This window comes from Blautia luti (genome assembly GCF_033096465.1).
GTDB lineage: Bacteria > Bacillota > Clostridia > Lachnospirales > Lachnospiraceae > Blautia_A > Blautia_A luti.
This window is the reverse complement of record NZ_AP028156.1, coordinates 2,674,782-2,687,354: the sequence shown is the minus strand read 5'-3', so window position 1 is coordinate 2,687,354 and position 12,573 is coordinate 2,674,782. Positions and strand designations below refer to the sequence as shown.

At 43.7% G+C, this 12,573-nt stretch carries 15 protein-coding genes; 12 read left to right on the top strand and 3 right to left on the bottom strand.

Annotated features, from left to right (window positions below):
* Window positions 1-7: 7 nt before the first annotated feature.
* From R8695_RS12435 to R8695_RS12410, 6 genes are all read left to right on the top strand, one after another.
* On the top strand, window positions 8-265 hold the full coding sequence (locus tag R8695_RS12435; protein WP_118508296.1) for a DUF1292 domain-containing protein: 258 nt from the start codon (window positions 8-10) through the stop codon (window positions 263-265).
* A gap of 248 nt (window positions 266-513) precedes the next feature.
* The gene (locus R8695_RS12430) at window positions 514-2,196 is read left to right on the top strand and encodes a ribonuclease J (RefSeq protein ID WP_118508492.1); all 1,683 of its coding nucleotides are present in this window, start codon (window positions 514-516) and stop codon (window positions 2,194-2,196) included.
* Between the two features lie 12 nt (window positions 2,197-2,208).
* Entirely contained in the window at window positions 2,209-2,556 is a 348-nt protein-coding gene (locus R8695_RS12425) for a YlbF/YmcA family competence regulator (RefSeq protein ID WP_118508297.1), read from the top strand.
* Between the two features lie 29 nt (window positions 2,557-2,585).
* Complete coding sequence (locus tag R8695_RS12420; protein WP_118508298.1) at window positions 2,586-2,990, top strand: endolytic transglycosylase MltG; 405 nt, start codon at window positions 2,586-2,588, stop codon at window positions 2,988-2,990.
* Window positions 2,987-3,631: an O-methyltransferase gene (locus R8695_RS12415; protein ID WP_118508299.1), complete on the top strand. Its 645-nt coding sequence runs from the start codon at window positions 2,987-2,989 to the stop codon at window positions 3,629-3,631. The genes R8695_RS12420 and R8695_RS12415 overlap by 4 nt, the downstream gene beginning before the upstream one ends.
* 7 nt (window positions 3,632-3,638) lie before the next feature.
* Window positions 3,639-4,862 carry a peptidase U32 family protein gene (locus R8695_RS12410; protein ID WP_118508300.1) on the top strand — a complete coding sequence of 408 codons (1,224 nt, stop codon included), beginning with the start codon at window positions 3,639-3,641 and terminating at the stop codon, window positions 4,860-4,862.
* Window positions 4,863-4,913: 51 nt separating this feature from the next.
* On the opposite strand, the gene sigK is transcribed toward R8695_RS12410, so the two are convergent.
* Window positions 4,914-5,540 (bottom strand): RNA polymerase sporulation sigma factor SigK, encoded by a 627-nt coding sequence (sigK, locus tag R8695_RS12405; RefSeq protein WP_154780213.1) that lies wholly within the window; start codon window positions 5,538-5,540, stop codon window positions 4,914-4,916.
* Between the two features lie 177 nt (window positions 5,541-5,717).
* On the opposite strand from sigK, the gene R8695_RS12400 reads away from it, so the two are divergent.
* From R8695_RS12400 to R8695_RS12380, 5 genes are all read left to right on the top strand, one after another.
* On the top strand, window positions 5,718-6,680 hold the full coding sequence (locus R8695_RS12400) for a tRNA dihydrouridine synthase (protein ID WP_154780214.1): 963 nt from the start codon (window positions 5,718-5,720) through the stop codon (window positions 6,678-6,680).
* Window positions 6,681-6,806: 126 nt separating this feature from the next.
* Entirely contained in the window at window positions 6,807-7,856 is a 1,050-nt protein-coding gene (locus tag R8695_RS12395; RefSeq protein ID WP_154780215.1) for an NAD(P)H-dependent flavin oxidoreductase, read from the top strand.
* A gap of 177 nt (window positions 7,857-8,033) precedes the next feature.
* On the top strand, window positions 8,034-8,165 hold the full coding sequence (locus tag R8695_RS12390; protein ID WP_279238203.1) for a hypothetical protein: 132 nt from the start codon (window positions 8,034-8,036) through the stop codon (window positions 8,163-8,165).
* A 13-nt stretch (window positions 8,166-8,178) separates the two neighbouring features.
* Window positions 8,179-8,355 (top strand): hypothetical protein, encoded by a 177-nt coding sequence (locus tag R8695_RS12385; RefSeq protein WP_154780216.1) that lies wholly within the window; start codon window positions 8,179-8,181, stop codon window positions 8,353-8,355.
* A gap of 16 nt (window positions 8,356-8,371) precedes the next feature.
* Window positions 8,372-9,334 carry an aldo/keto reductase gene (locus R8695_RS12380; RefSeq protein ID WP_154780217.1) on the top strand — a complete coding sequence of 321 codons (963 nt, stop codon included), beginning with the start codon at window positions 8,372-8,374 and terminating at the stop codon, window positions 9,332-9,334.
* An 88-nt stretch (window positions 9,335-9,422) separates the two neighbouring features.
* On the opposite strand, the gene R8695_RS12375 is transcribed toward R8695_RS12380, so the two are convergent.
* Together R8695_RS12375 and R8695_RS12370 are read right to left on the bottom strand one after the other, a co-directional pair.
* Window positions 9,423-10,784 (bottom strand): MATE family efflux transporter, encoded by a 1,362-nt coding sequence (locus tag R8695_RS12375; protein ID WP_154780218.1) that lies wholly within the window; start codon window positions 10,782-10,784, stop codon window positions 9,423-9,425.
* A gap of 93 nt (window positions 10,785-10,877) precedes the next feature.
* A complete protein-coding gene (locus R8695_RS12370) occupies window positions 10,878-11,312 on the bottom strand; it encodes a MarR family winged helix-turn-helix transcriptional regulator (protein WP_118508307.1) in 435 nt (144 codons plus the stop codon).
* A 232-nt stretch (window positions 11,313-11,544) separates the two neighbouring features.
* Here R8695_RS12370 and R8695_RS12365 point away from each other — a divergent pair, with 232 nt between their 5' ends.
* Window positions 11,545-12,531 carry a D-isomer specific 2-hydroxyacid dehydrogenase family protein gene (locus R8695_RS12365; RefSeq protein WP_154780219.1) on the top strand — a complete coding sequence of 329 codons (987 nt, stop codon included), beginning with the start codon at window positions 11,545-11,547 and terminating at the stop codon, window positions 12,529-12,531.
* Window positions 12,532-12,573 lie beyond the last annotated feature (42 nt).

The window sequence follows — 12,573 nt, the reverse complement described above, 5'->3', positions numbered from 1 at the left end:
TAATTTTATGGAAAAGATCAGATTTCAGCTGGAGGACGGAAAAGAAGCAGAGTTTTATGTAGAAGAGCAGACCAGGATCGGTGGAACTGCCTATCTTCTGGTGTCCGATTCTCTGGATGATGAGGCAACAGCCTATATTTTCAAAGACGTATCGGATGATGAAAGTCAGGAAGCCTGCTATGAAATGGTCGAGGATGAGAACGAACTGCAGGCAGTGTTTAAAGTTTTTGAACAGATGTTAGATGACGTAGACCTTGAAATGTAAAATAATAAAAAATAAAAGCATGGAGGTGTAAATGCTTGAGTAACGAGAATAATAATGAACTGAATCATGAGAGCCGTGAATCTCATGAAGGGCAGTCCGGTTATGGACAGAAAAGACCGTATAACAGACAGAAAAATTACAAATACAAACCACAGCATAAGAATTTCTATAATAAAAAACAGGCACAGGATAAGAAGCAAACTCCTGACAAAGAGAAATCCGGAAAGCCGCTGGCATTTAAGAATCCAATGAAGAATAATGTACGGAGACCAAAGAAGCCGACTTCCAAATTAAAGATCATTCCGCTGGGAGGTCTGGAGCAGATCGGTATGAATATTACTGCATTCGAATACGAAGACAGTATTGTAGTTGTTGACTGTGGTCTGGCATTCCCTGAGGACGATATGCTGGGAATTGACCTGGTCATCCCTGATGTAACCTATCTGAAGGAAAATATTTCGAAGGTAAAGGGATTCGTGATCACACATGGACATGAAGACCATATCGGAGCTCTTCCGTATGTACTGAAAGATGTAAATGTGCCGGTTTATTCCACGAAACTGACCATTGCCCTGATCGCGAATAAATTAAAAGAGCATAATATGACCCGTACCACGAAACTGAAAGAAGTGAAACATGGACAGGTCATTAATCTGGGAGATTTCTCCATTGAATTTATCAAAACCAACCACAGTATCCAGGATGCTTCTGCACTTGCCATCTACTCTCCGGCAGGTATTGTTGTGCATACCGGTGACTTTAAAGTGGATTATACACCTGTATTCGGAGATGCTATTGACCTGCAGCGTTTCGCAGAGATCGGCAGAAAGGGCGTACTTGCTCTGATGTGCGACAGTACTAATGCAGAACGTACTGGATTCACTATGTCAGAACGATCTGTAGGACATGTGTTTGATAATCTGTTCAATGAATATAAGACCAACAGGATCATTATCGCAACTTTCGCATCCAATGTAGACCGTGTACAGCAGATCATCAATACTGCATATCGATTCGGCAGAAAGGTTGCAGTGGAAGGCCGCAGTATGGTAAATGTCATTACGACTGCAGCTGAGCTGGGATATCTGCGCATTCCGGATCAGACACTGATTGAGATCGACCAGGTGAAGAATTACCCGGATGAGCAGGTGGTGCTGATCACAACAGGAAGCCAGGGTGAGTCTATGGCAGCATTGTCACGTATGGCAGCGAATATCCATAAGAAGATTGTGATCAAACCGAACGATACCATTATCTTCAGTTCCAACCCAATCCCGGGTAATGAGAAAGCTGTATCCAAGGTTATCAATGAATTGTCCATGAAAGGCGCGAAAGTAATCTTCCAGGATGTCCATGTTTCAGGACATGCCTGCCAGGAAGAAATCAAGCTGATCTATTCACTGGTGAAACCGAAATATGCGATCCCTGTTCATGGAGAATACCGCCATCTGACTGCGCAGAAGAATGTAGTAGAAGAACTTGGAATCCCGAAGGAAAATATTTTCGTACTGGCTTCCGGCAATGTGCTGGAACTTGACAGCCAGAGTGCACAGATCACAGGTACTGTCCATACAGGTGCGATCCTGGTAGATGGTCTGGGCGTTGGAGATGTAGGAAATATCGTGCTTCGTGACCGCCAGCATCTGGCAGAGGACGGAATCATGATCGTAGTGGTAACGCTGGAACGTCACAGCAATGTGGTTCTGGCAGGACCGGATATTGTTTCCAGAGGATTTGTTTATGTAAGAGAGTCCGAGGATTTGATGGATCACGCCAGGGAAGTTGTGGAGAATGCACTGGATTCCTGTCTGGAACGCAATATTACAGACTGGGGCAAGATCAAAACTGTAGTAAAGGACGCGCTGAGTGAATTCCTGTGGAAACGCACGAAGAGAAGTCCTATGATCCTGCCGATCATTATGGAGGCATAAGGAGCAATAGCAATGGAAGAAAATACAATAGGAGAAAGCATCAGCCGTCTGATCGAATCCATTAAAGAGAGCCCTGAATATAAAGAATTCAGGAAGCAGAGTGATATTCTTAGGGTGGATTCTGACCTGAAACACAGGGTGGATGCTTTCAGAGGTGAGAATTACCGTATTCAGAATGAATGTGATGCGGACAGCCTGTTCGATGTGGTGGAGCAGATCAGTAAGGAATCTGCTCAGCTTCGCAGCAATCCGCAGGTAAATGCCTATCTGGATGCTGAGCTTGCGCTCTGCAGAATGATGCAGAAGATCAGTATGGAACTGACTGACGGAATTGACCTGGATGCTCCGTTCACAGTATAGAAGACTTAGGAACAGAAAGGAAGAATGCTATGAGTGATACAAGAGACCGGGCAGGCGCAGCAGGAGTGGCAGTGGCAGGAGTGATCTTTAAGATCGCCCTCTATGTCTGTGTTGTAGTTCTGCTTTTCTGGATCGGGAAATCCGCATATCAGTTCGGGCATGATGTTTTTAACCAGGAGGCCATGAGTCCGGGAGAAGGACAGGAAGTGACTGTGGTGATCTCGGAAGATGCTTCTCTGTATAAGATCGCCAAGACCTTGCAGAAAAAAGGGCTGGTAAAAAGTGCTCCTGTATTTTATGTTCAGGAGAGACTGTCCACTTATCACGGAAAGCTGCAGGCAGGTACTTATCTTTTGAGTACTGCCTATACACCTAACCGTATTATGGGAATCCTGGCAGGGGATGATGAACAGGAAGGGGTAAGCGGTTCGTGATAGTTGATGAGAGAATGCGCACCTATATTAATTCTCTGGATATGGGAAATACACCGTTTCTGGAGGAACTGGAGCAGACAGCATTAAGAGACCGTGTGCCCATTATAAGAAGAGAAATGCAGAGCTTTATAAAGATGTTTCTGGCTTTAAACCAGCCGAAACGTATTCTGGAGGTGGGGACAGCCGTTGGCTTCTCCACACTTCTTATGTGTGAATACGGACCGGAGGATCTGCAGATCGTAACCATAGAGAATTATGAGAAAAGGATTCCCATTGCCATAGAGAATTTCCGTAAGGCAGAGAGAGAATCACAGATCACCCTGCTGGAAGGCGATGCCGGAGAGATCCTGAAAGGCCTGAATGGATTTTTTGACATGATCTTTATGGATGCTGCCAAAGGGCAGTATATCAACTGGCTGCCGGATGTGAAGAGACTGATGAAGAAAGGCAGCGTGCTGATCTCAGATAATGTACTTCAGGAGGGAGATATTATTGAATCCCATTATCTGGTAGAGCGCAGAAACAGAACCATATATAAACGGATGCGGGAATATCTGTATCAGTTAAAACATGACCCTGCACTGGTAACGTCCATTCTTCCTCTGGGAGATGGAGTAACAGTCAGTGTGAAACAGGAGTGAAAACAGTATGAGAAAAATAGAATTGCTGGTTCCGGCAAGCAGCCTTGAAGTATTAAAGATTGCAGTTATTTTCGGAGCGGATGCTGTATATATCGGCGGAGAAGCTTTCGGGCTCCGTGCCAAAGCGAAAAACTTTTCCCATGAGGATATGAAACAGGGAATTGCCTTTGCCCACGAGTATGGAGTGAAGGTTTACGTGACAGTGAATATCCTGGCACACAATTATGACCTGCCGGGAGTAAGAGAATACCTGGAAGAGCTGAAAGAATTAAAACCGGATGCGCTGATCATTGCAGACCCGGGAATCTATATGTATGCGAAAGAAATCTGCCCGGAGATTGAGCGCCATATCAGCACCCAGGCGAACAATACCAATTATGAAACCTATCGTTTCTGGTACAATCTGGGAGCCAAGCGTGTGGTAACGGCCAGAGAGCTGTCCCTTGCTGAGATCCGGGAGATCAGAGAACATATCCCGGATGATATGGAAATCGAGACATTTGTCCATGGCGCCATGTGTATTTCCTATTCCGGAAGATGTCTGCTCAGTAATTATCTGGCTGGCAGGGACGCCAATCAGGGAGCCTGTACCCATCCATGTAGATGGAAATATTCCATTGTGGAAGAGAAGCGCCCGGGAGAATATATGCCGGTATTCGAGAATGAGAGAGGAACCTATATTTTTAACTCAAAGGATCTCTGCATGATCGAGCATATAGACGACATTGTGAACAGCGGAATTGACAGTCTGAAGATAGAGGGCCGTATGAAAACAGCTCTGTATGTGGCAACTGTTGCCAGAACTTACCGTAAGGCCATTGATGACTATATGGAAAGTCCAGAGAAGTATCAGGCCAATATGCCATGGTATCAGGAACAGATTTCCAATTGTACGTATCGTCAGTTTACTACTGGATTTTTCTATGGAAAGCCGGATGAAAATACCCAGATCTATGATAATAATACCTATCAGAAGGAATATACTTATCTGGGATTCGCAGAGGCAGTAGATGACCGCGGTTTCGCACAGATCACACAGAGAAATAAATTCTCAGCAGGGGAAACTATCGAGATCATGAAACCGGACGGACAGAACCTGTCTGTGACAGTGAAAGGGATCTATGACGAAGAGGGAAACCCGATGGAGAGTGCACCTCATGCACAGCAGAAACTGTTTGTGGATCTGGGAGCAGAGATTTCGGTTTATGACCTTTTACGAAGAGCTGAATAAAAGAATACAGGAAAGACAGCCGCAGCCAACGAAAGAAGATGTTGGCTGCGGCTATTTGTTTTCAAAAAGAATACGAAGTTTCTCGATGGCGTTTTTTTCGATCCTGGAGACATAGGACCGACTGATGGAAAGCCGGTGGGCGATTTCCCGCTGAGTCTGTTCTTCTTCGCCGAAAAGGCCGTAACGGCAGCAGATGACCTGATATTCTTTTTCAGTCAGGGTATCCTTCAAGGAGCGAAGAAGGTAGGAAGTGTTTTCACGCATATAACAGTCTTCTACGATATCCACCGGAGTACTTTCAATCACATCCAGCAGATTGATCTCATTTCCCTCTTTGTCAGTACCGATAGGTTCATAAAGGGAAACTTCCCTGGAGCGTCTGCGCTTGGAACGTAGAAACATCAGAATCTCATTTTCGATGCACCGGGCTGCGTAGGTGGAGAGACGTGCTGCCTTCTGTGGATCAAAAGTGGTAATGGCTTTGATCAGCCCGATGGTACCTATGGAGATCAGGTCATCTGTTTCTTCGTCTACACCCTGATATTTTTTGACCACATGTGCTACAAGGCGAAGATTATGCTCGATCAGAAGGTTTTTGGCATGAAGATCTCCTTCTTTATATTTCAGCAGATAATATTTTTCCTGAGAAATGGACAAAGGTTTCAAAAAAGCCTTCAAATGCTTACCTCGAAGAGGTTTTCTATATAGTCTATGTGAGGAACGGGGTGTCTGTGCTTTTCCAACGGGAAAGGATTTCACAGGGAGAAAAAGAAAGAATTTGACAGGAGGAGAAACGAGATTATAAAATAAGAGACAGTGTACAGGAAATAAAGCAGAATACAGGAGAGTAACAAGATGAAAATATACTTAGCCCCGCTGGAGGGAGTGACAGGATATACATACAGACGTGCGTTGCAGGAATGCTTTGGCGGATTCGACAAATATTTTATTCCATTTATTTTGCCAAATCAGAAAGGACATCTGAGCACCAGAGAAAAGAAAGATATTGCACCGGAGAATAATCAGGGAATGCAGGCGGTTCCTCAGATACTTACCAAAAATGCGGAGGATTTTATCAGAACAGTGGAGACTCTGAAAGAATATGGGTATGAGGAAGTGAATCTGAATCTGGGCTGTCCTTCGAAGACAGTGGTGACCAGAGGCCGTGGAGCAGGATTTCTGGACAGGCCTGATGAACTGGACAGATTTCTGGATGAGATTTTTCGTAAATGTGATGTCAGGATTTCCATAAAGACCCGGCTGGGAATGGAAGAAGAATGGGAATTTGAAGATCTGCTGAAAATTTATAATAAATATCCGCTGGAAGAGCTGATCATCCATCCTAGATTACAGAAAGATTATTATAAAAATACTCCCCGCATGGAAGCTTTTGGGAAGGCATTTCAGAATGCCGTAGGTCCGGTATGTTATAACGGGGACATTTTTACAACAGCAGATTATGAAAAACTGACGGCACGTTTTCCGGAATTAAACTGCATCATGATGGGCAGGGGCGTACTTGGGAATCCGGCACTTGCCAGAGAAATCCGTGGTGGCTGCTCGGCAGAAAAATCAGAGATCCGGAAGTTTCATGACAGGATGTATGCAGAATATTGTCAGGATCTGTCCGGGGACAGAAATATTCTTTTTCGTATGAAAGAACTGTGGTTTTATCTGGCACCATTGTTCACAAATTATAAAAAATATGCGAAAAAGATCCGTAAAGCAGAAAAATGTACAGTATATGAAAGTGCAGTAAATGAGCTGTTCAGCTGTGAGGAACTTACTGCAGGAGGCGGGATCAGAGAACTGTTGTGACACATATAGTTATTAAAACTATATAAAATAGTTTTTCTTGACAAATAGTTTATCTGTGATATACTTTGAATATCAAAATATTTAAAATACAAAGCAAATTGCAAAATAATTAATGAAAGGAAAACTATGAAAAATTTCAAAATTGGAGATAAAATCACAAGAGTTCCACTGATCCAGGGAGGAATGGGAGTTGGCATCAGTCTTGGCAGACTGGCGGGCTCTGTAGCAAAGGCGGGAGGTGTAGGGATCATTTCCACCGCACAGATCGGCTACAGAGAAGAAGATTTTGACAGAAATCCGGCAGCAGCCAATGAACGGGCCATTGCCAGCGAAATGAAAAAAGCCCGGGGGATTTCCAGGGACGGGATTATAGGTTACAACATCATGGTAGCATTAAAGGAATATGCCTCCCATGTAAAAGCCGCCGTGAAAGCAGGTGCAGACATTATCATTTCCGGTGCCGGACTTCCCACAGAACTTCCGGAACTGGTAAAAGGCAGCCAGACGAAGATCGCTCCCATCGTATCTACAGACAAATCTGCAAAAGTAATTCTGAAATACTGGGAACGAAAATACAAAAGAACTGCAGATCTGGTAGTGATCGAAGGACCCCAGGCAGGCGGACATCTCGGATTCCATAAAGAAGAGCTGGAGAAATACACCGAAGAATCCTATGGCGAAGAAATACAGAAAATCATCACAACAGTAAAATCATATGCAGAGAAATACCAGACCGAAATTCCCGTGATCGTAGCCGGCGGCATCTGCGATCGGGAAGACGTCCGAAAAGCAGATGCCCTCGGTGCCGACGGCATTCAGGTAGCCACCCGCTTTATCACAACCGAGGAATGCGACGCCAACATCCTCTACAAACAAGCCCACCTAAAAGCAAAAGAATCCGACATTGCCATCGTAAAAAGTCCCGTAGGAATGCCCGGCCGTGCCATCATGAACAAATTTATGACCCGCGTCATGAACGGCGAACAGATCCCTCACAGTCCCTGCCACGGATGTCTCGTAAAATGCAGCCCGAAAGAAATCCCTTATTGTATCACGGACGGACTCATCAATGCGGTAAAAGGAAACATAGACGATGGCCTTCTCTTCTGCGGTGCAAAGGCGTGGAGAGCCGATCGCCTGGAGACAGTATCGGAAGTAATTAATGACTTGTTTTGAATAACTGCGTGTCGCATTCTTTAAAGGCAGCATAAATGCAGGCAGATATACAGCAGACTACCTGTAATGTGGAAATCTGCCGTATCCGGCAGTAAAAATACGCATATTTGCGCAAATCTAAGTTATAGGCGTATCCGCCGATATTTAACCTTACCGCTTAAAGCGGCTGAGGAGCAGATGAAAAAGACAGCAGGCTTCACAGGACTGGTCTGTGCGATCGTGATCAGTTTGTCTGTGCATGGAGTGAATAGTGCCCTCTTTATCAGAGAAAATGGTAAGGAGGGCATTTTTTCTATTGTGAAAAAATGAAAAGCAGTTTAAAATGGATGTGAAGAGGCGCATCCGTATCAGAAAACTGATCCGCAGATGTGTGGTTCTGGCGGCAATTGTTGGAGTTGTGCTGGTTGAGTATGACAGGAATGATAAGAGATGGGACAAGCTGGACAAAATCCTGAAGTTGTTTCCGGATGCAGAAGAGCAAGAGACAGAAGTGATGTGAACAGGAGAAAGTTTTTATGGACAGAATAAAGATTAAAGATACAGACCTGGAGTTATCCAGACTTGGACTGGGATGTGTGAAAGCAGGTGTGAAATGGGCCGGACAGGAAGCATTTGACCTGTTTGATGCGTTCCTGGATATGGGCGGAAATGTGTATGATACGGCGAGGGTATATTCTGACTGGATTCCTTCTGAGAGAGGGCGCAGTGAACGTGTACTGGGACAGTGGCTGGCACACAGTGGGAAGCGCCACGATATTGTTCTGGTGAGCAAAGGCGGGCACCCGGATATGACAGGTCCTGATCCGGATATGCATAAATCCAGGGTCAGTGAAAGATGCCTGAAATATGATCTGGAAGAATCCCTGCGTGTGTTGGGAACCGATTATATTGATATCTATTTTTATCACAGAGATAACGAGGAAGTTCCGGTCAGCGAATTGATTGATATTATGGAGGACTTTAAAAAGCAGGGGAAGATCCGTTATTATGCCTGCTCCAACTGGACCACAACCAGAATGAAAGAAGCAGATGCCTATGCCGCATCCAAAGGATACCGCGGTTTCGTGGCAAACGAAGCTTTATATAATATCGGAGAGCCGTGGATGAAACCTATGGCAGATGACACGCTGGTGATCATGGACAAAGAAATGCAGAAATACCATGAGGAGAATCCACGAAATCTGGCAATGCCCTATTCCGCGGCATGCAACGGATTTTTTCATAAATTGTTTGCCAATGGCAGAAGTGCAGTTTCAGGATCTGAATATTATACAGAGGGCAACCTGAGAAACGCAGAACGTCTTCATGAACTTATGGAAGAATACGGAATTTCTGTGACACAGGCAGTACTTGGTTATCTTACCTGTCAGAAATTTACCTGTCTGCCTCTTTACGGACCGAGAAATATCGCAGACCTGAAAGAAGCTATGGAAACCTTCAGGATTCCGTTCAGAATGGAAGACTATCCGCAGAAATAGAACAGTAAAAGCTTAACTTTATAGAAAAACATAGATTAAGGGGCGAATGTTAATGTTCGCCCCTTATTGTGAATGAAGTTGAAATTATTTAATCCCGAATTTCAGCAAGTGCCTTTTTAAACTGAACTGTAAATAGAACAGAGGTAAAGAGTACCGCAATAATATCAGCAATCGGTTCAGCCATATATACGCCTGTAGTTGGATCAGACACCATATGCGGCATAATATAAATAAGCGGGATCAGCAGTACAAATTTACGGACAACCGCAACAATAATAGAATTTATCGCTTTTCCAAGTGAAGTAAATGTCATCTGGCAGGCAATCTGAATACCGAACAGGAACAGACCGCCAAGATAGATTTTCAGCATTGGTGCAGTAAATTCGATAAGGCTTGTATCTGCAGTAAAAATGCTTACAAATACTCTCGGAACAAGCTGTACAGAAGCCCAGAGAAGTACAGAATATGACAGGCAGGTGATCAGAAGCAAACGGAAAGTTTTCTTCACTCTGTCTGCATTTTTCGCTCCATAATTGTAGCTGGAAACAGGCTGTGATCCCTGTGCGATTCCCTGAAGCGGAAGCATGGCAAACTGCATAACACTGGTCAGAATGGTCATAGCTCCGACTGCAATATCTCCTCCGTAATGAAGCAGGGAAGAATTAAAGCAGACAGATACAACGCTTTCACTTGCCTGCATAATGAATGCTGCAAGTCCGAGTGCGACACATGGGAGAATCACCTTCGGTGCCAGACGCAGATATCTTTTTCTGAGGTGAAGCTGTGTCTTTTTACCGCAGAGAAACAGGATAATCCAGATTGTGGAAATCGCCTGAGAGATAATGGTTGCCAGTGCTGCACCTTTTACACCCATATGAAGAGCAAAGATAAAGATTGGGTCTAAGGTAATGTTGCAGACAGCACCAATCAGGACAGACACCATGGAAATGGTTGTAAATCCCTGCGCAGTGATAAATGCATTCATACCAAGAGTTAACTGTACAAAGAGTGTACCGAAAGCGTAGATATTCATATAATCTACCGCATAACTGATCGTGTTTTCACTGGCACCGAACGTCAGTAATAAATCTTTCCCCCAGATCAGCAGGATTGCTGTCAGGATAACAGAAATAATGATCTGGAGACTAAAACAGTTGCCTAATATATTCTCAGCAGAGTCATTATCCTGTTTTCCCATATAGATAGAAGCTCTTGGTGCACCACCGGAACTGACCAGTGCTGCAAAAGCGGAAACGATCATAATGATCGGCATACAGACTCCTACACCGGTAAGTGCCAGACTTCCCTCCCCCGGGATATGGCCGATATAAATTCGGTCTACAATGTTGTAAAGCATGTTGATAAGCTGGGCGATCACCGTTGGAATGGACAGTTTCAAAAGAAGCTTTCCAACAGGCTCCGTACCCAGAAAATTTTTATTGTCCTGCATGGACGTACCCTCCCTTTTTTGAACTTTTTAATGAATCAAGAGAATTTCCAGTTGTAATTGTGAAAAGCAATGAGTGATATGGAAATCTATTGATTATTCATTCATCATTTGGCGTGCATTAGCTGCCATAGAATCAATGATCTCTTTGTAAATACTCATGTACTCTTTCGGAATATTGAGTATTAGTTTTTGATTAAAATCCTGTTGCATTTTAAGTCCTGCTTTAAGAATTGGTTTCGCTTTTTCCGTACAGGAAAGCAAGATTTTCCGCCTGTCCCCGGCAACAGTTCCCCTTTGCAGATAACCTGCAGCTACCAGCTTATCCACATGCACAGAAACCAGATTCTTTTTTATATTTCGAAATTCACTAATCTGCTGGGCAGTACATAAATCCGGATTATTCTTCAGAAACATTAAAATATCAAAAGAAACCTGTGGGATATCAAACTCATGAAGAATAGGTTCGCACATTTTATTATAAGCACTGAGTGCATCATGAAAAAAAGTTATGAATGTAGATGGAGTCATAGCATAGGTTCACCTCTTTTTGAAAAAAAGTATTTTTTTGAACTGTATTAAATAATACTATATAACGATGAAAAAGTCAATGTAAGCTTTTTAATACTTATAGGCAGGGATTGATTTTTCTCTGCGCATCACGTATTATAAATTTTAAGATATATTTGACAGGACTATGAGCATAAAGGAAAAGTGTAAGACACGCAGATAGAAGAGAATTACTAAGGTGGTAAGGGTATATATGAAAATTGTAGCATATGAAGTAAGAGAAGACGAAGCGGAAATCATGAAAAAACTTGCTGGCAAACTTGGAATAGATGAACTGGTCACTACTGCAGAGCCACTGACTCTTGATACCGTGCATCTTGCAGAGGGAGCAGCAGGTGTTACTACTTTGGGTCAGAGTATTATTGATGAAAAAGTCTGTCAAGCATTAAAGAATGTCGGTGTGAAAGGGTATTCTACCAGAACCGTCGGCTATAATCATGTAAATTTAAAAGCAGCGGCAGAAGCAGGAATCCGTGTAAGCAATGCAACGTATTCACCTCATGGAGTAGCAGAATACACGGTAATGTTAATTCTCATGACTCTGCGTAACTACAAGCCTGCATTATACAGGATCAACGTCAACGACTATTCCCTGAACGGCCTTATCGGAAAAGAACTCCATGATATGACTGTAGGGATTATAGGAACCGGCAAGATCGGAGCAGCAGTGATCCAGAATCTGTCCGGCTTCGGATGTAAACTCCTTGCACATTCCAGACATGAAGACGAGAATGTAAAGAAGTATGCAACATATGTAGACATGGACACCGTCTATTCCGAATGTGACATCATTTCTTTCCACACTCCATTAAATGATGCAACCTACCATATGGTAAACAAACGCACAATCTCGAAAATGAAAAAAGGCGTAATCCTCATCAACTGCGCCCGTGGAGAATTAATGAACATTGCAGATATCACAACAGGAATCGAAGACGAACAGATCGGTGCACTGGCATTGGATGTATTTGAAAACGAAAACGGCATCTATCACCACGACCGGAAAACTGACATTATCAAAAATAAAGACATGGCCTACCTCCGTCAGTTCCCAAACGTCATCATGACCCAGCACATGGCATTCTACACAGAACAGGCAGTAGTCAGCATGGTCCACTGCGGCCTGGAAAGCCTGGTAGCATTTGCAGAGAACAAAGAGTACAGATGCCAATTGCAGTAATAAATCCCGGGGAATCCGTGAAAATAGAAGTTTCAGAGGATG

Coding starts and splice junctions, on each gene's coding strand:
- R8695_RS12425 (WP_118508297.1), top strand. CDS start 2,209: ATGGAAGAAAATACAATAGGAGAAAGCATCAGCCGTCTGATCGAATCC.
- R8695_RS12400 (WP_154780214.1), top strand. CDS start 5,718: ATGAAAATATACTTAGCCCCGCTGGAGGGAGTGACAGGATATACATAC.
- R8695_RS12380 (WP_154780217.1), top strand. CDS start 8,372: ATGGACAGAATAAAGATTAAAGATACAGACCTGGAGTTATCCAGACTT.
- R8695_RS12395 (WP_154780215.1), top strand. CDS start 6,807: ATGAAAAATTTCAAAATTGGAGATAAAATCACAAGAGTTCCACTGATC.
- R8695_RS12390 (WP_279238203.1), top strand. CDS start 8,034: ATGAAAAAGACAGCAGGCTTCACAGGACTGGTCTGTGCGATCGTGATC.
- R8695_RS12410 (WP_118508300.1), top strand. CDS start 3,639: ATGAGAAAAATAGAATTGCTGGTTCCGGCAAGCAGCCTTGAAGTATTA.
- R8695_RS12435 (WP_118508296.1), top strand. CDS start 8: ATGGAAAAGATCAGATTTCAGCTGGAGGACGGAAAAGAAGCAGAGTTT.
- R8695_RS12420 (WP_118508298.1), top strand. CDS start 2,586: ATGAGTGATACAAGAGACCGGGCAGGCGCAGCAGGAGTGGCAGTGGCA.
- R8695_RS12385 (WP_154780216.1), top strand. CDS start 8,179: ATGGATGTGAAGAGGCGCATCCGTATCAGAAAACTGATCCGCAGATGT.
- R8695_RS12430 (WP_118508492.1), top strand. CDS start 514: ATGAAGAATAATGTACGGAGACCAAAGAAGCCGACTTCCAAATTAAAG.
- R8695_RS12375 (WP_154780218.1), bottom strand. CDS start 10,784: ATGCAGGACAATAAAAATTTTCTGGGTACGGAGCCTGTTGGAAAGCTT.
- R8695_RS12365 (WP_154780219.1), top strand. CDS start 11,545: ATGAAAATTGTAGCATATGAAGTAAGAGAAGACGAAGCGGAAATCATG.
- R8695_RS12370 (WP_118508307.1), bottom strand. CDS start 11,312: ATGACTCCATCTACATTCATAACTTTTTTTCATGATGCACTCAGTGCT.